The following is a 26,064-nucleotide window of genomic DNA, read 5'->3' as shown; positions in this document are numbered from 1 at the left end:
GAAATGGTAAGGCCATTTAGGCTGTGGTTCGAATCCACCCAATCATTCACAGGAGAATGGAAAGAAAAGCCCTGCCTGATGGCGATAGCAGCCAAAGGGCGGTGCCTGAAGTTACCAGTAATAGGGAGGATACCGCCTTGACTGAACCTGTTCCATGATTACTAAAGGGTAATAGCCGATCAGGTTACAACATTGCTTAATTCCTGTTGCGTAATAAAGGTTGCGGGCTTTTTCAAAGCCATTCAAAATGGAAAAGGAGCTGATTTGTTTGAAGGTAATAATTAAGGACAATGAGCGAGGTTTTTTATTTAAAAATGGTATATTTGTCAGAATGTTAACACCAGGAAAACATCATATCTGGAAGCTGCTTGGTGAAAGTTTACAGGTATTAAAGGCTGATGGTTTAATCAAGCTGGCAGATTTGGATAACTCTATTTTTCTTCGAGATAAAGACTTTAAAGAAAGTACAGTACACATAGATGTACCCAATGGCTACATGGCTATTCACCTGGAGGAAGGGAAAATGGTCGGTACGTTGCCTACCGGCAGCTATTGTTTTTGGAACATTTTCAGTAAACATACCTTTCTGCTGGTAGATAAAACGAAGCCTAAAATGACAGAAATTGATGCTAAAACCCTCTCGGCCCTTTCCCCAAAGGAATACATAAGGATTGAAGTGCCCAATGGCTACGAAGGACTTTTATACTTTGACAGCGTCTTTCAGAAAAAACTGGACTGTGGTACCTATTTCTTTTGGAATGGTAGTGTCAGGGTAAACTGGGAGCTGGTAGACTTACGTACTCAGCAGCTTGATATTGTTGGTCAGGAAATCTTGACGGCCGATCGAGTCAGCCTTCGCATTAACTTTGTCTGTACCTATAAAATAACCGACTCAATCAAGATAATAACAGAAATTAATGACTACAGAACCCAGATTTATGGACTGACACAGCTAATCCTTCGGGAATATGTGGGGAAGTATCGCTTTGATGAACTTTTAGAGCAAAAAGAAAATATCTCCAGTTTTGTTCTGGAAAAGCTGAAGGCCCAAGAAACGAATTTATATGTATCCTTTTTAAGCAGTGGTCTGAAGGATATTATTCTGCCCGGGGAAATTCGAGAGATTATGAATACGGTTTTGGTGGCTGAGAAAAAGGCCCAGGCCAATGTCATTACCAGGCGTGAGGAAGTGGCCTCCACACGAAGCCTATTAAATACGGCCAAGCTGATGGAAGAAAACACCACCCTTTATAAACTAAAGGAGTTGGAATATCTGGAAAGGATTTGCGATAAGGTAGGGAACATCTCTGTAGGTGGCGGAAATATACTCAATCAGCTTAAAGAGCTGTTGATGGGCCGGTGAAATCTGATATGTTAAACTAACTTAGACAAAAAGGCCTTCTACAAAGGAATTTAGTATTGTAGAAGGCTTTTAGATATTTACTTTCTATAACTTTTATAGTCAAATAGCAAAAGTGCTGGTCCTTTTATAGTCAATGGCCAATTTATTAAAAATATAGTAAAATCAAATTGATTAAAGGCAAATTATTAATAAGAAGCTGCAAGTTTTAATTATAGTAGGCTGATTGTAAATTGATTCAAGTAAGGAAGAAGGGGGAGACAGAGATGGAGGCAAGGATTAAGGCAATGATCGATTCAGAGGACCCTAAAAACCCCTATACCGACGAGGAGATTGCCAAGCAGTTGGGGATATTTAGGGAGATAGTTACAGAATTCAGAAAAAATCATGAAATTCCCAGCTCCAGAGAAAGAAGAAGGGGGCTTTTACTGAGGGAAGCAGAAGAAATACTTTATATCCACCCAAATATATCGGATCGGAACTTTACAAAAATCTTAAATGAAAGGGGCTACCGTATCGCACGGTATGCCGCGGCTAAAATAAAGGCCGAAGCCTTGGAAGCCTTGCAGCAGGGAAATAAGGTAAATGCTCCGAAGGCACCAAAAACAGCAGTAGAAAAAGTAATAGATGAAGAAGACCCCTTTAGGGCCTTAATAGGATATGAAAAAAGTTTGCGGCTGCAGATCAATCAAGCCAAGGCGGCTATTTTATATCCTCCGTCAGGCCTTCATACCCTATTACTAGGGCCTTCTGGGGTAGGAAAGAGCTTGATGGCGGAATTAATGCATCAATTTGCCAAGACCACCCAAAATTTTTCAAAGGATGCCCCCTTCATGATATTTAACTGCGCTGACTATGCCGATAACCCTCAGCTTTTATTATCTCAGCTATTTGGCCATAGCAAGGGGGCCTTTACGGGGGCAACAGAGAGCAAAAAAGGAATCGTAGAGCTTTGCCATGGCGGGCTATTATTTCTGGATGAAATACATCGGCTTCCTCCCGAGGGCCAGGAAATTCTGTTTTATTTACTGGATAAAGGGCAATATCGAAGGTTAGGGGAAACCGAAATTGTCAGAGAAAGCAGGGTAATGATTATTGGTGCCACCACTGAAAATCCTGAAAGCTCTTTATTACTTACCTTCAGAAGAAGAATTCCAATGGTGATTGAACTGCCTGCGATCAGCCAGCGACCCTATTCTGAGCGATATTATATGATTAAGAACTTTTTTTTACAGGAATACATACGACTTAAAAAGGATATTTTGGTGGGAGCAGATGTTATAAGGTGCTTTATGTCCTATGATTGCCCCGGCAATATTGGGCAGCTTAAAAGTGATATTCAGGTATGCTGTGCCAGAGCCTTTCTTCAGTCTACCTTAACCAATTTGAATCGTATTAAAATACGCTTTCAACATATTCCCGACCATGTGAAGGACCAAGCCCTGAGCTTTAACCAAAAGGATACTGAGCTAGACAAATATACCAGAGAAGACCTGGTGGTTTCAGCTAAGGGAGTCGAAAATCAAACGGAGGATTACAGCAATGTTGGAAGAGACAACATTTACCAATTTATAGAAGAACGGTTCAAGGAATTGAAGTCAGATGGATACAGCGATGAAGAGATTAACAAGGTAATTGGTCAGCAGGTAGAGCGGCAGCTGATTCGGTTTGCATCTATGGTGAATCTTTCCTCTACAAATCAGCAGGAGCTGATCAATATTATTGGTGAGAAAATTTTAGACATTACCCAGGAAATTTATCAGCTTACCAAAAAGCATATACCAGCTATTCAAAAAGAAATCTTATATCCCCTGGCTATTCATCTCAGCTCTTCCTATGATCGTATTTTAAATGGCAGAGAAATTGTTAATCCTAATTTAGATATGGTAAAGGGCAGCTATGAAGTGGAATTTAAAGTGGCAAAGAAAATATCCATGCTATTGAAGGACCGGCTTATGGTAGATTTTCCAGAAGAAGAGACGGGATTTATAGCCATGTACCTTAAAAACTTCCAGCAGCAGCTTAAGCCTACGGAGGGAAGGGTGGGGGTAATCGTCCTTTCCCACGGAAGGGTAGCCACCGGAATGGCCGAGGTGGTTAACCGGCTTTTAGGGGTGGATTTTGCCGTTGGCCTGGATATGGAGTTAAGCGATTCTCCTGATATGATGCTGGAAAAGGCCATTAAGCTGGTGCAACGGGTTAATCAGGGACGAGGCTGTATTTTATTGGTGGACATGGGTTCATTAACAACCTTTGGTGATATCATTACGGCCAGAACGGGAATTCCCACAAGAGTGATCGGCAGGGTCGATACCCTTATGGTACTGGAATGTGCCAGGAGGGCTCTATTGAGGGAGGATACCCTGGATCGAATTGCCGATGAAATCGACAATAAAAGAGGTGTGGTAAGGGGCAATGGCGTACAGGAAAAAAATTTGACAAGGGCAATTATTACCCTCTGCATCACAGGAGAGGGCTCGGCCCTCAAGGTAAAGGAGTACATTGAAAGCTCAATTTTAAATACAGAAAAGAATATAGAGCTGATTCCCTTAGGCTATATGAATCAGGAGGATATTTTGGTGACCCTGGATCGAATCGCCAGAAATTATCAAATCCTGGCTGTTATCGGAACCATTAACCCGGGATGGCGGGAGGTTCCCTTTATTTCAATGGAAGATTTAATTATGGGGAAGGCCGTAAAAAGATTAAAAAAAATTACCCGAAGGGAAAACCATTTTAAAAACACCCTGCCAGAGGTCATTACCTCGGAATTAATTCAGCCAGAGGCAAAACATCGCTATAAAAATGAGGTGTTGGATGCTATGGGCCAACAGCTTTTGGAAAGGGAGCTGGTGGAGGATGGATTTCTCCTTAGCTTGTACAAAAGAGAAGCCATGGGTACCACCTACTTAAAGGGTGGAATCGCCATACCCCATGGAGAAAGCCAGTACGTTACAAAACCAGCCATAGCCGTTACAAAACTGGCCAACCCCATAGACTGGGATGGTGTTAACCAAGTAGATATTATTTTTTTAATCGCCCTTAAGGATGACTCAAAGGAATATTTTGAACAGCTGTATCGTATTATTGCCAGTCAGGAAGCCCTTCAGAGGGTTCGATCAGCAAAAAGTCAGGAAGAAATCATGGCGGTACTATTTAAAAATACAATACCAGACAAGTAGTCTGGCACAATATTTGCTCAAGGATAATAGTGAGATTAAGGAGGTGAGTAGATGAATGCAGCAGCCTTTCCTAAGATCACTATTATTTTGCGTGGATACGAAAAAAGGCAGATTAGAAATGTAATAGAGATTTTGACAGAAAGTACCATTAAAGCAGTAGAAATCACCATGAATACCCCCGGGGCCCTGGAAATGATTGAAACCTTTCAAAGAGAGTTTAAAGACCAAATCTTAATTGGGGCAGGCACAGTCAATACCCTGCAGCAGGCAGAGGCGGCTATTCAGGCAGGAGCTAGATTTATTTTATCTCCCATTGTGCTGCCCAAGGCGGTAATAAATCTGTGCAAGGCCAATTCAGTAATTTCTGTATCAGGGGCCATGACTCCCACAGAAATATACCAAGGCTTGGAGGCAGGGGCAGACATTGTAAAGGTATTTCCGGCGATTAGCTGCGGTGCTAGGTTTTTTAAGGATGTGAAGGCACCCCTTGGTAACATTCCCCTCATGGCTGTGGGAGGAATCACAAAGAACAATGCAAAAGAATTTTTAAATCTTGGGGCAGATTACCTGGGAATTGGTTCGGGAATCTTCAATAGAGAGGACATAATCAATGGGAACCTGAAGGGGTTAAGGGGGTCTCTCAAAGCATTTGAAGCAGAAATAGGCTAGGAGGCAAAAATGATGGGCACAGAATTGTATTTTGAAAAGGATTTAATTTTTAGAGACTTAACCTTTAGTGAAAATCTTGAAGCCTTAAGATTTTTATCTGACAAGCTTTATCAAGGGGGGTATGTAAAGGAGTCTTATCAAGAAGCTATTGTAGAAAGGGAAATGAACTATCCCACCGGGCTTCCGTCGGTAGATATCAAAATTGCCATACCCCACTGTGATTATAAGCTGGTTAACAGGGCAGCCATTGCCATAGGCATTCTTAAGGAGCCGGTCATTTTTCGTTCAATGGATGATCCAGAACGGGAGCTGGAAGTTCATATTATTATGATGCTGGCCCTGGATCAGCCCCATGGGCATTTAAATATGCTACAAAAAATTATTAACCTTGTTAAGGATCAAGAAGTTTTAAAAGGGATTTGTAAAGCAGCAAGCAGCGAAGAAGTAATGGAAAAGCTAAAACCTTATTTGCTATAACGTAGCGGAAACTAAATTCTAGGAGGCGTAAATGATGAAAAGAGTACTAGTTGCGTGTGGAAATGGTATTGCAACCTCAACAGTAGTGGCCAGTAAAATAAAAGAAGCCTGTGAAGATAACGGTATCAATGTGTCGGTTACTCAATGTAAGCTGATGGAAGTTCCCTCTAAGGTGGCAGATTTTGATCTGCTTGTTACCACTGGGAAATTTGAAGGTTCTGAGGTTAGTATCCCGGTGGTAGGCGCCATTGCCCTTTTAACGGGCTTTGAGGAAGAGTCTGTTTTGGAAGAAATTATAGGACATTTAAAATAAATGAACAATTAATTTATTATGGGAGGGTTATAAATGTATAATGCGTTTAACATTTTACTCAATGCCGGACCAACGGTTATGCTTCCAATCATTATCTTTGCCATCGGACTTATTTTTAGAGTAAAGCCTGCAAGAGCCTTTCGATCTGGTATGACAGTGGGGATTGGCTTTGCCGGAATTCGGTTGGTTATTAACCTACTCTCCTCAAACCTCGGCCCTGCTGCCCAGGGAATGGTAGAGAATTTCGGTATTAAGCTGGATATTTTAGATGTGGGATGGGGGGCCATTGCGGCAGTAACCTGGTCGTCACCCATTATTCCAATTTTAATCTTTGGTATTCTGGCTACAAACATCGTCATGCTGATATTAAAGAAAACCAATACCCTTGATGTAGATATTTGGAATTATCACCATATGGCCATTGTAGGAATCATGACTTATTATGTCACTAAAAGTGTTCCCCTAGGCATCGCAGCCACCCTGACCATGGCCATTGTCACCTTTAAAATGTCAGACTGGACAGAGGACCTTGTCAGCGATTTCTTCGGACTTTCCGGGGTCTCCCTTCCAACGGTCTCTGCCCTTTCTTCTATGGTCATTGCAGCACCTTTGAATATGCTGCTGGATAAAATACCTGGAATAAATAAAGTGAATTTTACAGTGAAGGATGCCAAAAAATATCTGGGCTTCTTTGGTGAACCCATGATTACAGGAATGCTGCTGGGCGGTGTTATAGGAGCCCTGGCAAAATATGATATTACTAAGATTTTGAATGTGGCAGTTAATATGGCGGCGGTAATGGTACTAATCCCCAAAATGACCTCCCTTTTTATGGAGGGCTTGATGCCTATATCAGAAGCTGCAAAGAAATTTACCAAGGATAAGTTTAAGGGAAGAAAGTTTCTGATCGGTTTAGATGCAGCCGTTGTGGTGGGGAACCCCGATGTGATTACCACATCCCTGATTGTGATTCCCCTCACCATAGCGTTGGCTGTTATTCTTCCGGGAAATCGCGTGCTCCCCTTTGCTGACCTGGCGGTGGTGCCCTTCCGGGTGGCTATGGTGGTGGCTCTAACCCAAGGAAACCTTCTAAAAAATATTATAATTGGCTTGGTTTGTACAGGTGCTATTCTTTTGGCAGGAACCAATACAGCACCGGTATTGACTGATTTGGCCAAGGCATCGGGAATTGATTTATCTATGGCAGCAGGAGCAATGATTTCATCCTTTGCAGCCACCAGCTTAACCTTAAGCTTCATCGTGTATAAAGTATTTACAGGTAATTTAATTATCACCGTACCGGTCTTTTTCCTTGCCTTTATAGGGGTATGGGTATATATCGAGGGCAAGAGGAAGAAAAAGCAGGCAGCAGTAATTTCAGCAGAATAGGGGGAGGATAGAAATGAAGATTACAGGAATAAAGGTATATAAAATCAAGCCTAGGTGGATTTTTATTAAAATTAGTACAGATGAAGGTATAGACGGATGGGGCGAGATGATCTCAGGAACCAAGACAGAAACCGTTGTGGCCGGGGCCTACGAAATGGGCAATACCTTGATTGGAAGAAATCCCTTTGAGATAGAGCGCTTATGGCAGGAGCTGTATCGTTCCTTCTTTAGGGGCGGCCCCATTCACATGACAGTCCTTTCAGGAATTGAAATGGCCCTATGGGATATTAAGGGGAAATTCTACAATATACCTGTTTACGAATTTTTAGGAGGGGCTGCCCGGGATCGAATCATGGTCTATTCATGGATTGGCGGAGACCGACCCGCTGAGGTGGTAAAGGAGGCCTTAGACAGAAAAAACAGAGGCTTTCAGGCAATTAAAATGAATGCCACAGAGGAGCTGCATTATATCGATTCCTTTAAAAAAATACAGGCCGTTGTTGAGCGAGTAGCATCTATTAGAGAGGCTGTAGGCTATGATTTAAATATAGGGGTAGATTTCCATGGAAGGGTACATAAGGCCATGGCCAAGGTATTGGCCAAGGAGCTGGAGCCCTATAAGCTAATGTTCCTGGAAGAGGTGGTGCTACCAGAAAATGAAGAAGCCTTCCGGGAGGTGGCCAAGTATACATCCACTCCTCTAGCAACAGGAGAAAGGCTCTATACTCGATGGGAATTTAAAAATATTTTAAAGGATGGCGTAATCGATATCATTCAGCCTGATCTGGCCTTGACAGGAGGAATATTAGAAGGGCGAAAAATAGCCGCCATGGCTGAGGCCTTCGATGTGGCAGTGGCCCCCCATGCTCCCTACGGACCTATTGCCTTGGCAGCAACCCTGCAGATGGATGTATGTACTCCCAATGTATTTATTCAGGAGCAAAGCCTGGGCATACACTACAACAAGGGCTTTGATCTTTTAGACTTCATCAAGAATAAAGAGATTTTTCAATACAAGGATGGTTATGTCAAGATTCCTACAAAGCCAGGCCTGGGCATTGACATCGATGAAGAATTTGTAGAAAAGATAGCGTTAGAGGGCCTGGTGTGGACCAACCCCAAATGGAAGAACTATGATGGTACCATTGCAGAATGGTAATGGGCATGGCAGTTGATAAATAACAAAATGAGCTTCGGGGATCTAGCCAATAAAGTTAAACTTCAATGGTTTATAAGGAAAACCATCAAAGAACAAGGCAATTCTCTGTATAAGAGATAATGAAATAAATATTTGATAGAATTGAGTTTCCCTTTCCCCTTCTGATATAATAGGAATTGTAAAAATCTAGATCATCAGGGGGATACCAATGAGAATTATCGATATAAACAAGTGGAACAGAAAGCAGCATTTTGAATATTTCAGCCAGCTAGATTACCCGCATTTCAATGTTTGTACCAATGTAGACATAAGCAGGTTTCTTCAATATATAAAAACCGAAAAAAGGCCTTTTTTCATCTCATTGCTCTATGTTGCCACAAAGGCCGCCAATTCTGTAGAGGTGCTGCGCTATAGAATTAAAGAAAAAACGGTAATTGAGCATGAACGGGTTCATCCGGCCTTTACTATGATGACTGACCATGGTGTCTTTAGCTTTTGTTCCTCAAGATATACTGAGGCATTTGCGGTATTTAAAGAAAATACTGCAAATGCCATAGAAGCAGCGAAGGGATATATTAATATTGAAGACCGACCCTTGGAAGATGATGTACTTTATATCACCAGCTTGCCATGGGTGTCCTTTACCAGTGTTACTCACCCCATTCATATGAAGCCAACCGATAGCGTACCTCGAATTACCTGGGGAAAATATTTTGAAGAAAACGGAATAATCAAGCTTCCCTTTTCCCTTCAGGCCCATCATGCTCTGGCAGATGGTGCCCATGTAGGACAGTATTTTGAAACATTACAGTGTTTGTTAAATGAACCAGAAAAGTATTTATACTAATAGATATTGCTCCTCTCTTTTAAAGTCTGATACTAAAAGAGAGGGGCTTTTTTATAGTTAAGAAATCTCATTAATTTAAATAAATCAAATAAAAACAAAAAAATTTCAAATAATATGTTTAAGGTTCAAATGCAAAGGTATATATAAAACAGATATAAATTGTAATGATTGCAAATTTAAATCAATTACAAATTTGAATCAATTACAAAAATTATTGTCATAGGAGCTGATGGCATGAGGGTTTCAATCGAAAATATAAGTGAATATTTACAAAAGAATCATATCAAGCCATCCTATGCTCGAATTAAAATACTGGAATACTTGGTTGAAAAGGATTCCCACCCAACGGCAGAGGAAATATACCGGGCCTTGGTGAAGGAAATTCCAACTCTATCAAAAACCACAGTATATAACACCCTTAAGCTTTTTATTGAGGCCAATGTTGCAAGAGTCATAACAATTGAAGAAAATGAGGCCAGGTATGATGCCGATATTGGCAGCCACGGGCATTTTAAGTGCAATGAGTGTGGAAAAATCTATGACTTTAAGGTCTCAATGATCTCAGAGGAGATTGAAGCTTTAAGGGATTTTAAAATCAGTGAAAAAAGTGTTTATTATAAAGGCATTTGTCATGAATGCCTGTCAAATAAAAATCAAAAAAATTAAGGAGGAATTACAATTATGAACGTACAAATTGGATTAGAGGCAAAGGGAAGAGAAGAAGTATCAAAGGTATTAAATCAGTATTTAGCTAACCTGCATGTACTATACACCAAGCTGCACAATTACCATTGGAATGTAGAGGGCAAGAGTTTCTTCCAACTACATTCAAAGCTAGAGGAGCTGTATGATCATACAGCCGAGGAATTAGATGCTGTTGCAGAAAGAATCTTAACCCTTGGCTTTAGACCAGCGGCAACCATGAAGGACTATTTAGAATTGGCCACCCTTAAAGAAGCTCAAAGTGAAGCCATCGCAGGGGAGGCGGTTATAAGTGCCCTGAAAGAGGATTTCCAACAATTAATTGGTGAATTAAGAGGCGCTTTAAATGTAGCCGATGAACACAACGATCAAGTGTCTGTTGACCTATTTGTAGGTGCTTTGGAAAATCTTGAAAAGACACTTTGGATGTTTAGAGCCTATTTAAGCTAATTAGATAAAAACCCTCATATAAAGCACCAGACCCTAGGGTAATTGCCCCGGGGCCTGGTCTTTTTTTTGTGCCGAACCCGCTATTCTAAACTTTTTCGGAGTCATACCGGTAAACTTCTTAAACTGGGTTGTAAAATAGTTTTGACTGTTAAAGCCCAGTAAAATAGCAATGTCTAATATAGATTTATCAGAATGAGTAAGTAAAAACTTACTTTTTTCAATTCGGGCGTGGGCCAAATAATTTGAAAAGGAAAGCCGGGTTTCCTTTTTAAATTGCGTACAAAAATAGCAGCGACTCAGGTTGACATGTTCTGCAACCCGTTCAAGGGTCAGGTCTTCCCCCAGATTATTATGTATATAATTGATGGCTTTAATGATGTGGGCATCGCTGGCCCGGGTTAATCTTGAGGTCACCTGTGTACAATAGCCCCTTATTAATATTCTACCTAAATTCATAAGGGTCGCCATGGTACCAGCATTTTCTATGAGCTTAACAAAGGATTGGTTTTTTGCCTTTGCAGTGTAGGGCGGTACACCCTTCTTAATAACATTATGACATAGTAGAGCCGACAGTGAAATCAAATGGTTTTTTTGAGAACGAAAAGCACACCTTTCATCCAGTGCATATAAATGCCTGTTATCAAATAACTCATCAAATAGCCCCAGGGCCTCCTTTACCTCACCGTTTACGACCTTATCAATCAAGGAGAGTTCAAGCTCATAATGCTCATAAATCTCATTGATATTTGGCTTGGGGAAACAAATATCCGTAATCATGATCAACACTCCAATAATGATAATTATTCTTATATAATAATATCATACGCTATTTTCTAAAAAAAAGAAACTGAAAAATAAATTATAAAAAATCAAAATATATTAAAAAAGTTTGTAGAATGAATAGGATAAGATGTATGGGTGAAGTATTTGATAGAAATTATCATTTAAGGAGATGTTTCAAATGAAAAAAGCCATAGTGTTTTCTTCTGCCACGGGCAATACCAAAAAGATTGCCTACGAAATATTAAAGGCCATGCCCGATACAACTAAAATATATGATTTGAAGGAAGTAAGTCAAGAAATAGATGCAGATTTTTTAGTTTTGGGCTACTGGGTAGACCGGGCCAAGCCTAATAAAGAAATGCTGGCCTTTATGGAAGGATTAAAAAATAAACATGTAGCCACCTTTGGCACTCTGGGTGCCTACCCGGATTCAGAGCATGCCCAGGCCACCCTGAAAAATGTTACTGAAATCCTTGAGAAGGATAATATCCTGTTGGGAGATTTTCTCTGCCAGGGAAAAATTAATCCTAAAATAACAGAAATGTTTAAAAAAGCCGGTGCCAGCGGGCCCCACCAAATGACGGAGGAAAGATTAAAAAGGCATCAGGAGGCAGCAAAGCATCCCAATGAAGAAGATTTTGAGGCAGCCAGAAATTTCATCAGGGAAATATTAAGCCAGCTTTCTGAGGTGAAGCAGTCATGAAGAAAATAGCCATATACGGTAAAGGGGGAATAGGAAAATCCACCACCGTTTCAAATCTGTCGGCCGCCCTAAGTCATTTAGGCTACAGGGTGATGCAAATAGGCTGCGACCCCAAGGCTGATTCAACGAAGAATTTGATGCGGGGTGCCTTTATTCCCACTGTATTAGATGTTTTAAAGGAAAAAAATGATGATGTTGATCTAAAGGATATGGTATTTGCAGGCTACAATGGTGTATTGTGTGTAGAGGCCGGAGGCCCTACCCCCGGGATTGGCTGTGCAGGCCGGGGGATTATTACCGCCTTTGAAAAGCTGGAGGAACTGAATGCCTTTGAAACCTACCAACCAGACATTGTCATTTATGATGTTTTAGGAGACGTGGTTTGCGGCGGCTTTGCCATGCCCATCAGGAACCAGTATGCCAAGGAAGTCTATATTGTTACCTCGGGTGAAATGATGTCGATGTATGCAGCATCCAATATTTCCAACGCAGTCAGGCAGTTTAAGGCCCGGGGCTACGCAAGGCTTGAGGGATTAATTTTGAATGCAAAAAATGTTGAGAACGAACAGGAGCTGGTAGAAAAGCTATGTCAGGAAATTGACACCAGCATCTATCATTATATCCCTAGAAACAGCCTGGTGCAGGAGGCAGAAAATGCAGGTAAAACAGTGATAGAAGCCTTCCCTGACAGCGAAATGAGCCAAATCTATTTCCAGCTGGCTAAAAAAATAATGGAGGGATCAGAGGAATGAAAAAAATTATACTAATGGGCTTGCTGGCAGCGGTACTGATGATAGGCTGTGGCAAAACCACCAACACCGAGCCAGGAACAGCAGTACCCCAAGGGCCCCAGGCGGAGGCCCAGCAGCAGGAATTAAGGGTTATTGCAGGCACCGTTGCAGCGGCAGAGATTTTAGATTTGATTGATGTGGATGTGGTGGGGGTAGTGTCAACCGAAAAGGCATTGCCCGAAAGATTTAATGGTATCACAGAAATTGGTATGCCCATGAACCCTGATTTAGAAAAGGTGGTTTCCCTAAACCCGGAGCTGTATATTACCGATGCAAGTCTGAAGGAAAGCATCGAAGCCCTTTTTGAAGGACAGAATATCGAAACCATGTTTCTTTCCAACAACTCCTATCAGAACATTTTAGAAAATATTGAAAGCCTAGGTCAGTATTTTGGTAAGGAAGAAAAGGCTAAGGCAGTATTGGATGAAATGAAGGAAAGGGAGCAGCAGGTATTAAATTCAATTGAGGGGAAAGAGGCCCCAAGGGTACTGGTGATCTTTGGTACCCCTGAAAGCTTTATGCTGGCGACAAAGCACTCCTATGCGGGGGGGCTGGTAGAAATGCTGGGCGGCATCAATGTAACCGATTCATTAGGAGAGGCCAGACCCATGCCCTATCTGCCCTTTAGCCTTGAAACCATTGCAGACCTAAACCCTGATATGATATTAAGGTTAACCCATGCTGCTCCTGAGGTCAGCAGGGCTGCCTTTGAAAAGGAATTTGAAAAGGGCTTCTGGGTGAACCTGGAGGCGGTTAAAAATCATCGTGTTTACGATTTAGATCCGGAATACTTTGGGGTAACGGCCAATATCAGAGCTATTGAGGCCCTGGAAAAAATGGCAGAAATACTATATCAGTAGGAGACTAAAGAAATGATAGAGCTGAAGAAGGGGAAAAAGCCCCTTACCATTGCCGTTTCTTTTCTGCTGCTTATACTGATTGCCTTCTTTTCAATCAGAATGGGCAGTGTAGAATACAGCTATGACCGTATATTTAGTGCTATTTTCAGCAGTGAAATGTCTGCTGACAGAAATATCATCATGAATATCAGGCTGCCCAGAATTTTTATTGCCATGATGGTGGGTGCCAATTTGGCTGTGGCAGGGGCCTTGCTTCAGGCTGTTATGCAGAACCCTTTGGCTGACCCCGGTTTAACCGGGGTTTCTTCCGGGGCAAGCCTGATGGCCATTATTATCATGCTGCTTTTACCCCAATACAGCTACCTGGTTCCCCTAGTGTCCTTCATAGGTGGGGCCATCGCCTGTGGGCTGGTCTATAGCCTGGCCTGGAAGGACGGCATCAAGCCCGTAAGGATTATCCTGGCGGGGGTGGCGGTCAATGCCATTTTAGGGGGAGGAACCTCCCTGTTATCCATTTTGCATAGTGATAAAATTCAAGGTGTTTTACTGTGGGTCAATGGCAGCGTAACGGGAAAAACCTGGTATGATGTACGGGTTTTGGCCATTTATAGCCTCATTGGGCTAACATTGGCCATGCTATGTATTAGAAAGGCCAATATTTTGCAGCTGGGAGACGAAATGTCCAGCAACCTTGGGGTAGACATTAACCGGTACAGGGTGCTGATTTCTCTGGTTGCTGTATTTATTGCAGCCATTTCAACCGCCCTGGTGGGGGTAATCGGCTTTGTTGGTTTAATTGTTCCCCATATTGCCAGGCTGTTAATTGGGTCAGATTACAAGCACCTGCTTCCCTTTAGCGTGATATTGGGCAGCAGCCTGCTGCTATTGGGGGACACCTTTGCCAGAACCGTTATGAATCCCATTGAGCTTCCGGTTGGGGTGATTATGGCGGTCATTGGGGGGCCCTTTTTCCTGTATCTTTTAAGAAGGGGGCATGCTTGATGATAGAAGCTAAAAATTTGTGTATTGCCTATTCAGAAAAGGTAATTGTACAGGATTTCTCCTTTAAGGTTGAGCCGGGGCAAATGGTTTCCATCATCGGCCCCAATGGCTCGGGAAAGTCAACCCTGTTGAAAACAGTTTCACGATTTTTAAAGCAAAAATCGGGCTTTGTGTATCTTGATAAGGAAGATATGGGTAGTATGAATGTCAAAAGCATTGCCCGTAAAATATCTACCCTATCTCAGCACAATAAAAGCCCTGAGGATATTACCGTAAAGGAATTGATCTATTACGGGAGAATGCCCCATAAAAGGTGGTTTCAACCTAAAAATCACGAAGATGAGGAAATTATCCGCTGGGCCATCAACCATACCTCCCTACAGGGCTTTGAGGATAAGCGAGTAATGTCCCTTTCAGGAGGAGAAAGGCAGCGGGTATGGATCGCCATGGCCCTGGCTCAAAGGCCCCAGGTTTTGTTATTGGATGAGCCCACCACCTACCTGGATATTTGTCATCAGCTGGAGGTGATGGAGCTTCTGCGGAATCTGAACAAGGAGCTGAAGCTGACGGTGATTATGGTACTCCATGACCTAAGCCAGGCTGCCAAGTACAGCCACAGGGTGGTAGTCATGAAGGAGGGGGCCCTCATCGCAGAGGGAAGCCCCGTTGAAGTATTAACTGAGGATTTAATTGAATCGGTCTACAACGTTGAGGTGTGTATCCGCAGGGATTTATTAAAGGATGAATTTATTATCCACCCCATTGGCGTTTGTAAAGGCTGTGAAGAGAGGTGCGAACATGAAAAAATATGATTTGACGGGCCTGGCACGTTTAGCAGACATTCAGGCCAATGAAGACATTCAATCCCTTTCCCATGCCATTTTCCCAGGGACCCATTGCCCCCTCTTTGGGGTGGCCATGATTGCTTCCTTTATTGAGGATTTGGTGGTTTTGGTGGTGGGCACCCAGGAGTGTACCTATTATGCCAAGGACTTTGCTCATCTAAGGCAAAAGGGAAGGGATAATTTTTATTCGGCTGTAGCCAGTAAGCATGACATTACCTTTGGCTGTGAGGAAAAAATTAAGGAAATCATTATTGATATTGATCAGAAAATCAAGCCCAAAGCAATTATGATTGTAACTACCTGTGTGATGGAGCTGATTGGTGAGGATTTTGAAGCCATGGGGCAGGCCATGTCCCATGAGGTGGCGGCAAAGCTATTGGTGGTACCCACCGAGCATTTTAAATGCAACAGCCATATACCTGGAATGGAAAGGTGCCTCGAAAAGCTGGTGACTCTGATGGAGCCCCAGGAAAAAAGGCCTAAAACCGTCAATATTTTAGGCCATCGTCAGCATGGCATTGAAGAAACCGAGCTAATTAAGCTGCTAAGGGAAGAAGGGGTTGACATTCATTCCGTTGTACCTTCAAGCTGTACCATTGCTGAGCTTAGTCAGGTTCCAGGGGCTCAACTGAATATTGTAACGGATTTTGTTGCCCTGCCCTTGGCCAAAGCTATGAAGCGGGATTTTGATATAGATTATATTTACTTCGACAGGCATCTTTCCATCCACCGGATAAAAGCCTGTTATGCCAGGCTGGAATCAGCCCTTGAAATCAAGCTGCTGGATAAGCTCCAAGGGCAAGAGGCACAATTAAGGAACCTGATGGAGGAAGCCAGGGCCATGTTAAAGGATAAAACCTTTATCTATGGCAACACCCCCATGATGGCGCTGGAGGTAGCCAGCTTTTTGTGTGATTTGGACATGACCCCCCTTTTAGTACAGGTCAGGGAGCTTTATGAGAATGACGGCATCTATATGGATGAAATCAAGGAAAAGGGTCAAAACCCCTACATCAGCAGAATTGCCAACATTGCCCCCATGCAGTCAATCTATGACCAGCTGAAGCCAGATTTTTATATCGGTCATGAAAACCCAATGAATTTAATAAAACGAAACATCGTACAGATCACGCTGGATGATGCAACCAAAAAGCTGGGCTTTGAAATTCCCCTCTATGCTATTAAAAAGATTATGTTAAGCTATGGTCAACAGGAGGAAATGAAAGCAAAAATGATGGCCATGGCTTCAAAGGGAGGTATGCGACATGGAGCTATATAAATTTTTTCCTATTCCCTCTGATCGAATGGGTACCCTATGGACCCTCAGCACCATAGCAGATATTTTCATTATTGAATTCGGCCCGGCAGGCACCACCCATTTTGCCCAGGAGGGAATGATGCAGTTAAATGGCAGCCATAAGGCCAATGTCTATACAACCCATATCGACGAGACCGACATTTCCTTTGGCACCCATGAAAGACTTGAAAAGGCAATAATTGAAATTGACGAAAATCATCACCCTAAATATATTTTCATTATGGCCTCCTCCATCTCGGCAGTGATTGGTACCGACATTGAAAGCGTATGCTATGAAATGCAGCCAAGGGTAAAGGCACGGTTAGTTCCGATTACCACCGGTGGCTACCACGGAGACCATACCCTGGGCATCGAAAAAACCCTAAAGCTCCTTTGTCAGCAGCTTGTTCCTAAAAATCAACCGACAAGAAAAAATCATTATGGCTTGATTGGCACTAATGTGGATCAGTTTAACTTTCTCTCAGATGCAGAAGAAATTAAGGCCATCATGGAGGATGGCTTTGGGGCCCATTGCAGCACCCTCTTTACAGCCTACACTACCCTTAGTGAAATCGAAGCCGCCGGCCAGGCAGAATTTAATCTGGTCCTGAGGGCAGAGGGAATAAAGGCAGCCAAGGAATTGCAGGATAACCACGGCATTCCCTATCATCATGGCAGGCCCTATGGGTTAGCCGGTACCGTTTCTTGGATCAGGGCTATTGAAGGAGCCTTTAAAAAGCGGGTGGACGAAGGCTACCTAAACCAATGGATTAGTAGAATTAAAAGGCACCTGATGAGTTACCAGTTTATGCTTAGAGAAAAGGACATTAAAGATGTTGCTCTGGTAGGGGATTACGATACAGTAATTGGCCTGGCGGATTTTATGGAGGAGCTGGGGCTTCGGGTTAACAGGATTATTGTAAAGCACAAGCTATCTGCTGAAATTAAGGACCAGGTTCCTGAAAAATGGCAGCCCTTCTTGGTAAGCCAGTGGAGTGAGGCCGAAATTGAGGGGTATCTTAAGGAAACCCCTCTGTATCTTTTAATGGCCGACGGGGCCTCACTGGAATTTAAGCATCAAAGCAGGCTGACGATGCAAATCGCCAATCCCAATCTGCTAAAGCATACCATTTACCCCTATACCCCCTTTGTGGGCTTTAAGGGTGCTCTGTATTTAATTCAATGTCTTTTCGAGCTTGACAAGGCCCGGGAGCTGGGGAAGAAATATTAAAAAAAGAAAAAGCCTTCTTCCAAATATAAATTGGAAAGAGGCTTTTTTATACTGGTAATGGAAAACCTGTTCTAGTATGGTAAATTCTAACTTACTTTTAATTCTTATTTAACAAGTTGGCTACTCTTTCTGCTTCGGTCTTATGCTTTTCTAAAGTAGCAGCTAATTCTTCAGAGGATTCACTTTCATTATAAGGCTTTAATTGCGTTTTAACATTTTTATAATTAAATTCAATTCTTTCAAGTTCTTTGTTTAAATTATCTATATTGTGATAATCATTTTTATGGAGTTTACTTTCTGAATTGGCATACTGAGAATTATTAATTGGTTCATTGATATTGGATTTATCCCCATAAGAAGATGGTACAAACACGGAAATAATAAATAAAATTAGTAACACACTTTTAAACTTAGCGCTTATGTTCATTTGGATTTTCCTTTCTTTGGTATGAATATGATTTAATTGAAATTGTTAAGTATGGCTAAGGATGCTGAGAACAATAATATTCTCTTGTAGCTATAGTAGTACCACAACAGCATTTATACCAATACATTGTACAACCACACCAACCTGTTTTTGATTCTGTGTAACACATTCTACAGGAATCTCCTCCATATCCACAGGTGTGATGCTCTATAATCATTGGCTCTATATGAGAACAGTTTTTAGGGCTATCAATATTATGTATTTCACTGATTGCAGTAACTTGTAGACTCATTGTCAAGATTAATATTACTATCACTAATACAATCTTTTTCATCTTATTTCCTCCTTTAATTTCTATGGGTTTGACACCAATATTTTATTTGATTCATTACTTTACCACAGCAACATTTGTATGTAACAATTTGGCAGCCACATGATTTTAATAAAAACTGGTCAAAACAATCATCACAACTTGACCCACCTCTTCCACAAGTATGATGTAGAATTTCAGTAGGACTATAATCTTTACAATTAATAATATTATCTAATTCATTAAGGTGCTCAATAGTATTTGATTCGTACGCATAAGTAAATGATGAAGAGAAGAAAATCATTAGCACTAATAAAATAGCGAGTTTTGTTTTCAGCATTTTAATTTCCTCCTTAAAATTTAATACTGTATCAAATATAAACTTGATTATCTCTTATGACTATTACATGGTAAAAAATCAGTTACAATTGTATTGCCACAACAACATTTATAATGTATACTTGCACATCCACAATAGTTTTTGTAGGTATAATAATATTCGCAAGGTCTGCAAGAAGTTCCTCCATATCCACAAGTATGGTGTTCATCATACATTGGTCTAAAATCGTATTCCTCAATGGGAATGCGGTCTTCATATATATCTACTAAAGAAAAGACGCTTGAATTGGTAGCTAAAACTTGTGTACTGGTCATAATTATTAATAATAGTGTGAGTATTAAAGTTTTTCTCATTTTTACCCTCCTAAATTTAAAAATAAATTTGTGGATTCTTTTTACACCTCATCATAATATTATTTTTAACTAAACCCCCCCCTTTTTAATTAAATCATATTGATATCTCAACAAGTAAAATTGCTATAAATAATATAAGATTTTATATAGGTATAAATACAGTAAATTTTAGATGTTTTACTGGAAGATTAATTACAATATAGCAAATTTTTACTATAATGTCAATATATAAGATGTGTTTCGAGACACTAAGTAATAGCAAATAAAATACTGATAAATGAAAAAGAAAAAATTTCACATTACTCATATATATATCCTTTTCGAGAAATGATGATGTAATCAATACATTTTTAATAATGTAAGGTTTAGCCCCCAATTAACGCACCTTAACCTTAACTTTAACTTGAAAGAAAATCGTTAAAAATAAATTTTAGTATAATATGGAAGAGTCAAAAATTTAATAATGCTAAATAACTTTTAATTCTGGCTCGGGGTAATTCTTCATCATTTAAACGATAATACATTTTACGTGCAAGGGCATAGGCTTTAACATCACCATATTCATCATATAATTCCTTAAAGCCGGTTTTAGTTAAGCCCTTGTTGTAAATATTTAAAAAGGCCACATTTTTTTCATCTTGAAAATAATAGACGGTATAAAAGTCTGAAGGATTCATCTGTCTACTAATGGGCCCTATTTCCATGCGGTTATATAAATCCACCATTTGAGAAACATCTTCTTTCTTGGTTAAAATGGTTACTGAACTATCGATACCATAATGAATATGAACCCTATCTGCTGAAATTGCAGGCCTGCGATTGCCCCTTGAAGGATTGTGAAAATCGGCACTGTTTATTATTGTAACTAGTAAACAGAGAATTACAGCCAATATTAATTTGGTTCTTTTTATATTAAGCATTATACACACCTCAGTAATAAAATAATTTGCCGAAGGAGCTTACAAAACTAGCTACTAAAATTATAGCAATGATCGCTTACAGTTACAGATCCTGGCATGTTGACTTATAGTTCTTTTTATAGAGGGAAACAAGTCAGTGTATAAGGGATTTAACTAACTAAAAACAAATGCTTCTAAATTATTTTACAATATCAATTTAATTGTAAAGTGGCTACTCTTTTAACTTTTAAAATTAAATTTAGCAATATTATTGAAAATATTTCGGTTGGAATAAGAATCATAAATAATTTATAATGTTCAGCTCTATATTTTATTAAAATAAAACTTAAACAGTAAATAATAAAGCCAATTAATAAAGATAGAATAACATTCTTTTTCTCAATTTCATTTATGTATTTCTTGCTAAATACTATATAGAAAAATTCTAATAAAAAAATTACTGAAAATACTATGTTTAGAATCTTGGTTACGCCGATTATGATTAATTCATTGTCTACAATAGGTCTTTCTAAATACCATAAATAATATTCCTTGCTTACGCTCTTAAAGAAATTATTTGCTACAATTATAATATCATTGTAGTAAATTAACATAATCATAAAAAAACAATTAAATAAAATTATTGAAATTAAACAAATCATTAGTACTTTATCTCTTTTCTTCATCATCATATCTCTTTTCAATAATTAGTTGTTTTTTAACAGTTTGAAAAAGTTTTGTTTGTTGATTCGATAGAACATAAACAGTCACTTCCATCTAGTAAGTAATGATGTTGGCTGTTCTAATTGCCTTAACAAACCAGAGCTTACAAAACTTGCTACTCAAATTATAACATATAATACCATAATTAGAAATTATATTATAATCATTCCACAGTACTATTGTTTAATTCCTAAATTAAATTTAAACAAATTTTTTGTTATAATCATAATAGAATATTAATTACCGATGTTAATTTGAAAAGCAGATCATACATATTTTTTCAAAAGGGAGTATAAAAAAATGAAAAAAAGTATTCCAATATTCCTTACTTTTGTAATACTTCTAGGTTTTGGGCTAAGTGGCTATGCTGTATCTGAGCCCAATCCCCACAAAGCAGGAATGAGGCTAATAACCTATGAAGAACTGGCAACCCTGCCAATTGACCAAACATATAATTACGAAGATATTCTAGAGGATAAATATATCAATGGAATCATTACAAAGGAAGAAATGGCTGAACTAAAAAGCCAACATTCTAATGGAAATTATCATGTTAGTTCAAATGGAATAGTTAGATACGTCAAGCTTAAAATGGATGATTACAGGTTTAATAACGGACTCACCAGATATGTATTGACACCAATTTTTTATGTAGGGCTATATTATACTTCAGATTCAGAGCCAGATAGGATTATTTCCCTTGATGAGCCGCATGTTCAGACTTTAAAAGGAGCAAAATGTATATTCACTGGAAATATATTTTATCGCTTAGAAAGTGGAAATTCATTTTATTATGGTGTATATGGAGATGTATATAAAACCCGAGCATTCAGTAGTAGCGCTGAGGTTGGAAGTGGATTATTTAAAGTAAAAGTTACATACTCTGATGAGTTTATAAAAAATATAGATTTTGATGGTAGATATTATTCACCAGCCCTTGAGCCTTGATATAATATAATCTAAAAGAAAAGCCTATTAAAAACTTTTGATCAGAATGAAACGAGGATTAACATCAGTTGGGAATGATAAATGGATACAAGCAATAATTAGCATAAAAAATAGTTGCAAAACACAACAGTTTTACATTACAATTATTATGAGGTGATACAATGAATAATCAAGAGGCTCATTTTCTAAGGGAGTTAACCAGGCTGTTGGTTAGAAGACTGGGAATTTTGGAAAAGGTTGAGGGGGGCTGCTGTGGCATTACCGTTGCCCAATGTCATGCCATTGTTGAGCTGGGTAGAAGCCAGCATATCACTTTAAATGAGTTAGCAGAGCTTTTAGCCTTGGATAAAAGCACCATGAGCCGTACAATCAATAATTTGGTTGACAGGGGCCTGGTGGAGCGGGAGCTTAACCCTGAAGACCGCAGGTATGTCAGTATTAAGCTGACGGAAGAGGGGTTGGCAGTTTTTCAGCAAATTGAAGCATCTATGGAGGAATATTATCAAAGGGTTTTTGCCTCTATACCTACGGAAAAACGAGATGTTGTTTTGGAAAGCCTAAAGCTGTTAATTACTGCTGTAGAGCAAAATAAATGCTGTGAATAAGAAGGGGGTAAAGAACTATGGAAAATGGAATGAAGGAACAGGTCAAGGCCTACTACGGTAGCATTGCCAAAAATGCTGGGAAAGGTAAAGATAATAGCTGCGGCTGTGGAACCGACTGCTACGTTGATGCTACAGAACCGTCTTTTCTATATGATGCAAGCTTTCTGGAGGGGCTTCCAGAGGAAGCCATGGAGGTGTCGCTGGGCTGCGCTAATCCAATGGGCATGGCAGCCATTAAAAGGGGTGACACTGTACTTGATTTAGGCAGTGGCGGCGGGATTGATGTGTTTATTGCCTCTAAATATGTAGGTGAAGGCGGCAAGGTCTATGGGCTGGACATGACGGATGAGATGCTGGCGCTGGCCAATCAAAACAAAGAAAAGATGGGTGTCAAAAATGTTGAGTTTATAAAGGGCTATATAGAAGCCATTCCCTTGCCTGACTGTACCGTAGATATTATCATTTCCAATTGTGTAATCAATTTATGTGAAAGCAAGGAAAAAGCCCTTCAAGAGGCCTATCGGGTTTTGAAGGAGGGGGGCAGGCTGGCCATAGCCGATGTGGTGGTGCTGAAGGACATACCCGAAGCCGTTAAAAAAAGTGCAGAAATGTGGGTGGGCTGTATTGCCGGGGCCCTTCATATAGAGCTGTACCAAAATATTCTTAAAGCAGTAGGCTTTAAAGACATTGAAATTACTCCTGCTAATATCTATTCCAGGGAGGTTCTTGAAGAGCTGGCCAGAAGCAAAAACTTAAGCGATGTTTATAAGGGTATAGATCCAGACCTGTTGGATGGTGCCTTTGCCGGGGCCCTCATCAAGGCGTGTAAATAGGAGGCAGCCAATGGATTATCAATTAAGGGAGGCTGGCTTAGGGGATATAGCCGCCATAACCAAAATATATAATGAAGGAATAGAAGATCGTACAGCTACCCTTGAAACCAGGCTTAGAAGCGAGAATGAAATGAAAGACTGGTTCCTTACCCGGAGTGAAAGATACAGGGTGGTGGTCATTACCGATGCCCAGGGAATTGTAAGGGGCTGGGCCTCAATTAATGTATTCAATTCCCGATGCTGTTATGATGGAGTCGGTGATTTATCGATTTATATTGAAAGAGCATTCAGGGGTAGGGGATTTGGTAAGCCTTTACTAAATTATTTATTAAAGACCGCCGCCCAGCGGAACTTTCATAAAATAGTTCTGAGTACCTTCGAGAACAATCAAGCCGGTAAAGCCCTCTACCATTCTGTAGGATTCAGGGAGGTCGGTACCTATATGAAGCAGGGGAAATTAGATGGTGCATTTATTAATATTACCATCATGGAAAAATTGCTGTAAAGCATACTATAGGAATAAGAGAAAAAGCCAGGGTTTTTGCGGCCCCTGGGCTTTTTTTTATTATTGCGATTAATCAATAACTCGCTTTTAAAATTTTTTTTAAAAAATTTTGTATACAAACCAGGCTCATCCCAATGAAAAATAATGGGCCTGATATTCAAAAAAATGAGAGGCTCATTAAAGCTACCTTCATTCTAAAAGAGGAAAGGAATTTGTAAAAATTGCCAATGATCCAATGTCATTATTCAACTAAGGGTGAAGATCAGTGTAACGACCAATGGGCCAGGTAAATGTTTTCACATATTTTCGCCTTAATAAAAAAATATAAATAATACCAATAGGTCCAATTTGTTAAAATTGGACCTATTTATTATGGATATTTCTATCATTCCACTTGCAAATAACAGAAAAAAGGGAGGATGAAAGATTGAAATTACAATGTTTCATTTATTAAAAACAGGAGAAATACGGTTTAAATGACAGCAAAATTGAGAATTAACAGATTGGATTTGCTTGAAACCGTTTTATTTATTAAAAATTCAAGTATATAACGAAATATAGGTATCGACAAATTTTTGAAAATGATAGATTATGAAGTAAATTGGAGTAGTAAATTGGACTAGTCCAATATGCAAACAAAGGTTGGAAACGAGGTGGTGAATGACTGGATGAAAATTGAAAGAAAAAGCGGCGTACCAATTTATACACAAGTAAAAAACTGTATCATAGATGATATTGAAAATGGCAGGTTAAAAATTGGTGAAAGGCTGCCCACCGAAAGGGAATTGTCCCAGAAACTGAAAGTAAGCAGAAATACCATCTCTGCTGCCTATAACCTGTTAGAGCAGGAAGGGGTATTGATATCCTACCAGGGCAGGGGAACCTTTGTTGCAGAAGAAGGGAAGACATGGAAGCAGCATACGACAAAAAACAAAATTGTTAGGTTAATTGATATGGCCTTGGAAGAAGCCATGGAGACGGACTTAAATGCAAAGGAGTTTATCGCCCTGGTACAGGAAAGAGTAAAGGAGAAGGAGCTGCTGATTAAAAATATAACTGCAGTATTTGTGGAATGTAATATAGAACAGGCGAAATTCTTTGCAGATGAGTTAAGTCGAGTGACAGGCCTTAATGTACTGCCCATGACGGTGGCAGAAATAAAAGACGGAAACGAAGCCAATGAAAAGGTCATTAATCAATCCCAGATTATCATTACTGCCTTTAATCATGTGAATGAAGTAAAGGGTTTAATCGGGGATTTAAAAAAGGAAGTGTACGGTGTTGCCAGCAATCCTAATCTGGAAACCATTGTAAAAATTGCTAAATATCCTAAAGGAACAAGGTTTGGGCAGATTACCCTTTCAAGGGAATTTTACTTTAAGGTTCAATTTGCAATAAAATCCGCCGGCCTAGAAATCCTTACGATGGATGGTACCACCAGTAGGGACGAAAAGGAAGTACTGAAGATAATTGATAGTTCCGATGTAATTATCGTTTCACCTGGAAGGGGAGAAGAGATCAGGCGGCTGGTTGGCAAAGAAAAAGACGTTATACAATTTGATTATGTCTTAGATCAAGGTTCAGTTAAGGCAATCCTAAACAGGATTATGGAAATAAAAAATCATCTATAAAGAGGAGAGAAAAAGCGATGAAAAAAAATATTGTACTGGGTGTTATCGGAGCGGATTGTCATGCAGTTGGAAATAAGGTATTAGATCATGCCTTTACGGAAGCTGGCTTTGAAGTAACGAATATAGGCGTTCTTAGCTCCCAAGAGGATTTTATCAATGCGGCTATTGAAACCAATGCATGTGCCATTTTAGTATCATCTCTTTACGGTCATGGCGAAATTGACTGCAGAGGATTAAGGGAGAAATGCGAAGAGGCAGGGTTAAAGGATATATTATTATATGCCGGGGGAAATCTTGTGGTTGGAAAGCAGGAATGGGAACCCGTTCAAAAGCGATTTAAGGATATGGGCTTTAATCGAGTATATGCTCCGGGAACTTCGCCAGAAGCGGGCATAAGGGATTTAAGGGAAGATTTAAAAATTATCTAATA

At 39.9% G+C, this 26,064-nt stretch carries 30 protein-coding genes; 23 read left to right on the top strand and 7 right to left on the bottom strand.

What is annotated here, in order from left to right:
- Positions 1-268: 268 nt before the first annotated feature.
- The 10 genes from ACYQ1I_RS06195 to ACYQ1I_RS06150 all read left to right on the top strand — a co-directional run bounded on the left by ACYQ1I_RS06195 (position 269) and on the right by ACYQ1I_RS06150 (position 10,548).
- A complete protein-coding gene (locus ACYQ1I_RS06195; RefSeq protein WP_459763438.1) occupies positions 269-1,363 on the top strand; it encodes a slipin family protein in 1,095 nt (364 codons plus the stop codon).
- 263 nt (positions 1,364-1,626) lie between these two features.
- The gene (locus tag ACYQ1I_RS06190; RefSeq protein WP_459763436.1) at positions 1,627-4,542 is read left to right on the top strand and encodes a sigma 54-interacting transcriptional regulator; all 2,916 of its coding nucleotides are present in this window, start codon (positions 1,627-1,629) and stop codon (positions 4,540-4,542) included.
- A gap of 51 nt (positions 4,543-4,593) precedes the next feature.
- Positions 4,594-5,211: a bifunctional 4-hydroxy-2-oxoglutarate aldolase/2-dehydro-3-deoxy-phosphogluconate aldolase gene (locus ACYQ1I_RS06185; protein ID WP_459763434.1), complete on the top strand. Its 618-nt coding sequence runs from the start codon at positions 4,594-4,596 to the stop codon at positions 5,209-5,211.
- Between the two features lie 12 nt (positions 5,212-5,223).
- Complete coding sequence (locus ACYQ1I_RS06180; protein ID WP_459763432.1) at positions 5,224-5,688, top strand: PTS sugar transporter subunit IIA; 465 nt, start codon at positions 5,224-5,226, stop codon at positions 5,686-5,688.
- Positions 5,689-5,722: 34 nt separating this feature from the next.
- The gene (locus tag ACYQ1I_RS06175; RefSeq protein ID WP_459763430.1) at positions 5,723-6,001 is read left to right on the top strand and encodes a PTS sugar transporter subunit IIB; all 279 of its coding nucleotides are present in this window, start codon (positions 5,723-5,725) and stop codon (positions 5,999-6,001) included.
- 33 nt (positions 6,002-6,034) lie between these two features.
- Positions 6,035-7,390 carry a PTS galactitol transporter subunit IIC gene (locus ACYQ1I_RS06170; protein WP_459763428.1) on the top strand — a complete coding sequence of 452 codons (1,356 nt, stop codon included), beginning with the start codon at positions 6,035-6,037 and terminating at the stop codon, positions 7,388-7,390.
- 13 nt (positions 7,391-7,403) lie between these two features.
- Positions 7,404-8,549 carry a galactonate dehydratase gene (gene dgoD / locus ACYQ1I_RS06165; RefSeq protein WP_459763426.1) on the top strand — a complete coding sequence of 382 codons (1,146 nt, stop codon included), beginning with the start codon at positions 7,404-7,406 and terminating at the stop codon, positions 8,547-8,549.
- 208 nt (positions 8,550-8,757) lie between these two features.
- On the top strand, positions 8,758-9,396 hold the full coding sequence (locus ACYQ1I_RS06160; protein ID WP_459763424.1) for a CatA-like O-acetyltransferase: 639 nt from the start codon (positions 8,758-8,760) through the stop codon (positions 9,394-9,396).
- A 234-nt stretch (positions 9,397-9,630) separates the two neighbouring features.
- Complete coding sequence (locus ACYQ1I_RS06155; RefSeq protein ID WP_459763422.1) at positions 9,631-10,062, top strand: Fur family transcriptional regulator; 432 nt, start codon at positions 9,631-9,633, stop codon at positions 10,060-10,062.
- Between the two features lie 15 nt (positions 10,063-10,077).
- Complete coding sequence (locus ACYQ1I_RS06150) at positions 10,078-10,548, top strand: Dps family protein (protein ID WP_459763420.1); 471 nt, start codon at positions 10,078-10,080, stop codon at positions 10,546-10,548.
- 33 nt (positions 10,549-10,581) lie between these two features.
- Here ACYQ1I_RS06150 and ACYQ1I_RS06145 read toward each other — a convergent pair whose 3' ends face one another.
- Positions 10,582-11,325 carry an AraC family transcriptional regulator gene (locus tag ACYQ1I_RS06145; RefSeq protein WP_459763418.1) on the bottom strand — a complete coding sequence of 248 codons (744 nt, stop codon included), beginning with the start codon at positions 11,323-11,325 and terminating at the stop codon, positions 10,582-10,584.
- Between the two features lie 184 nt (positions 11,326-11,509).
- Here ACYQ1I_RS06145 and ACYQ1I_RS06140 point away from each other — a divergent pair, with 184 nt between their 5' ends.
- The 7 genes from ACYQ1I_RS06140 to ACYQ1I_RS06110 are packed head-to-tail and all read left to right on the top strand — an operon-like array spanning position 11,510 to position 18,060.
- A complete protein-coding gene (locus tag ACYQ1I_RS06140; RefSeq protein WP_459763416.1) occupies positions 11,510-12,034 on the top strand; it encodes a flavodoxin family protein in 525 nt (174 codons plus the stop codon).
- Complete coding sequence (locus ACYQ1I_RS06135; RefSeq protein WP_459763414.1) at positions 12,031-12,786, top strand: nucleotide-binding protein; 756 nt, start codon at positions 12,031-12,033, stop codon at positions 12,784-12,786. The genes ACYQ1I_RS06140 and ACYQ1I_RS06135 overlap by 4 nt, the downstream gene beginning before the upstream one ends.
- A complete protein-coding gene (isdE, locus tag ACYQ1I_RS06130; RefSeq protein WP_459763412.1) occupies positions 12,783-13,685 on the top strand; it encodes a heme ABC transporter substrate-binding protein IsdE in 903 nt (300 codons plus the stop codon). Before ACYQ1I_RS06135 ends, isdE begins: the two co-directional genes overlap by 4 nt.
- A 12-nt stretch (positions 13,686-13,697) precedes the next feature.
- The gene (locus ACYQ1I_RS06125; RefSeq protein WP_459763410.1) at positions 13,698-14,687 is read left to right on the top strand and encodes a FecCD family ABC transporter permease; all 990 of its coding nucleotides are present in this window, start codon (positions 13,698-13,700) and stop codon (positions 14,685-14,687) included.
- Positions 14,687-15,499 carry an ABC transporter ATP-binding protein gene (locus ACYQ1I_RS06120; RefSeq protein WP_459763408.1) on the top strand — a complete coding sequence of 271 codons (813 nt, stop codon included), beginning with the start codon at positions 14,687-14,689 and terminating at the stop codon, positions 15,497-15,499. The genes ACYQ1I_RS06125 and ACYQ1I_RS06120 overlap by 1 nt, the downstream gene beginning before the upstream one ends.
- Positions 15,486-16,811 carry a nitrogenase component 1 gene (locus ACYQ1I_RS06115; protein ID WP_459763406.1) on the top strand — a complete coding sequence of 442 codons (1,326 nt, stop codon included), beginning with the start codon at positions 15,486-15,488 and terminating at the stop codon, positions 16,809-16,811. Before ACYQ1I_RS06120 ends, ACYQ1I_RS06115 begins: the two co-directional genes overlap by 14 nt.
- The gene (locus tag ACYQ1I_RS06110) at positions 16,798-18,060 is read left to right on the top strand and encodes a nitrogenase component 1 (RefSeq protein ID WP_459763404.1); all 1,263 of its coding nucleotides are present in this window, start codon (positions 16,798-16,800) and stop codon (positions 18,058-18,060) included. The genes ACYQ1I_RS06115 and ACYQ1I_RS06110 overlap by 14 nt, the downstream gene beginning before the upstream one ends.
- Positions 18,061-18,157: 97 nt before the next feature.
- Here ACYQ1I_RS06110 and ACYQ1I_RS06105 read toward each other — a convergent pair whose 3' ends face one another.
- From ACYQ1I_RS06105 to ACYQ1I_RS06080, 6 genes are all read right to left on the bottom strand, one after another.
- Entirely contained in the window at positions 18,158-18,487 is a 330-nt protein-coding gene (locus tag ACYQ1I_RS06105) for a hypothetical protein (protein ID WP_459763402.1), read from the bottom strand.
- A 55-nt stretch (positions 18,488-18,542) separates the two neighbouring features.
- Positions 18,543-18,821, bottom strand: a complete 279-nt coding sequence (locus tag ACYQ1I_RS06100) for a hypothetical protein (RefSeq protein ID WP_459763400.1) — start codon at positions 18,819-18,821, stop codon at positions 18,543-18,545.
- Positions 18,822-18,834: 13 nt separating this feature from the next.
- Positions 18,835-19,137: a hypothetical protein gene (locus ACYQ1I_RS06095; protein WP_459763398.1), complete on the bottom strand. Its 303-nt coding sequence runs from the start codon at positions 19,135-19,137 to the stop codon at positions 18,835-18,837.
- A gap of 47 nt (positions 19,138-19,184) precedes the next feature.
- Complete coding sequence (locus ACYQ1I_RS06090; RefSeq protein ID WP_459763396.1) at positions 19,185-19,490, bottom strand: hypothetical protein; 306 nt, start codon at positions 19,488-19,490, stop codon at positions 19,185-19,187.
- A gap of 449 nt (positions 19,491-19,939) precedes the next feature.
- The gene (locus ACYQ1I_RS06085; protein ID WP_459763394.1) at positions 19,940-20,410 is read right to left on the bottom strand and encodes a hypothetical protein; all 471 of its coding nucleotides are present in this window, start codon (positions 20,408-20,410) and stop codon (positions 19,940-19,942) included.
- A 191-nt stretch (positions 20,411-20,601) separates the two neighbouring features.
- On the bottom strand, positions 20,602-21,075 hold the full coding sequence (locus ACYQ1I_RS06080) for a hypothetical protein (RefSeq protein ID WP_459763392.1): 474 nt from the start codon (positions 21,073-21,075) through the stop codon (positions 20,602-20,604).
- A 337-nt stretch (positions 21,076-21,412) separates the two neighbouring features.
- On the opposite strand from ACYQ1I_RS06080, the gene ACYQ1I_RS06075 reads away from it, so the two are divergent.
- From ACYQ1I_RS06075 to glmS, 6 genes are all read left to right on the top strand, one after another.
- The gene (locus ACYQ1I_RS06075) at positions 21,413-22,060 is read left to right on the top strand and encodes a hypothetical protein (RefSeq protein WP_459763390.1); all 648 of its coding nucleotides are present in this window, start codon (positions 21,413-21,415) and stop codon (positions 22,058-22,060) included.
- 161 nt (positions 22,061-22,221) lie between these two features.
- A complete protein-coding gene (locus ACYQ1I_RS06070; RefSeq protein WP_459763388.1) occupies positions 22,222-22,665 on the top strand; it encodes a MarR family winged helix-turn-helix transcriptional regulator in 444 nt (147 codons plus the stop codon).
- 17 nt (positions 22,666-22,682) lie between these two features.
- Positions 22,683-23,498 (top strand): arsenite methyltransferase, encoded by an 816-nt coding sequence (gene arsM / locus ACYQ1I_RS06065; RefSeq protein WP_459763386.1) that lies wholly within the window; start codon positions 22,683-22,685, stop codon positions 23,496-23,498.
- A 10-nt stretch (positions 23,499-23,508) separates the two neighbouring features.
- Positions 23,509-24,003: an arsinothricin resistance N-acetyltransferase ArsN1 family A gene (locus ACYQ1I_RS06060; protein ID WP_459763384.1), complete on the top strand. Its 495-nt coding sequence runs from the start codon at positions 23,509-23,511 to the stop codon at positions 24,001-24,003.
- 629 nt (positions 24,004-24,632) lie between these two features.
- Positions 24,633-25,634, top strand: a complete 1,002-nt coding sequence (locus tag ACYQ1I_RS06055; RefSeq protein ID WP_459763382.1) for a GntR family transcriptional regulator — start codon at positions 24,633-24,635, stop codon at positions 25,632-25,634.
- A 17-nt stretch (positions 25,635-25,651) separates the two neighbouring features.
- Complete coding sequence (gene glmS, locus ACYQ1I_RS06050; RefSeq protein ID WP_459763380.1) at positions 25,652-26,062, top strand: methylaspartate mutase subunit S; 411 nt, start codon at positions 25,652-25,654, stop codon at positions 26,060-26,062.
- Positions 26,063-26,064: the final 2 nt, after the last annotated feature.

It is taken from the genome of Alkaliphilus crotonatoxidans (genome assembly GCF_054658015.1).
This window is presented reverse-complemented; position numbering and strand designations above follow the sequence as displayed.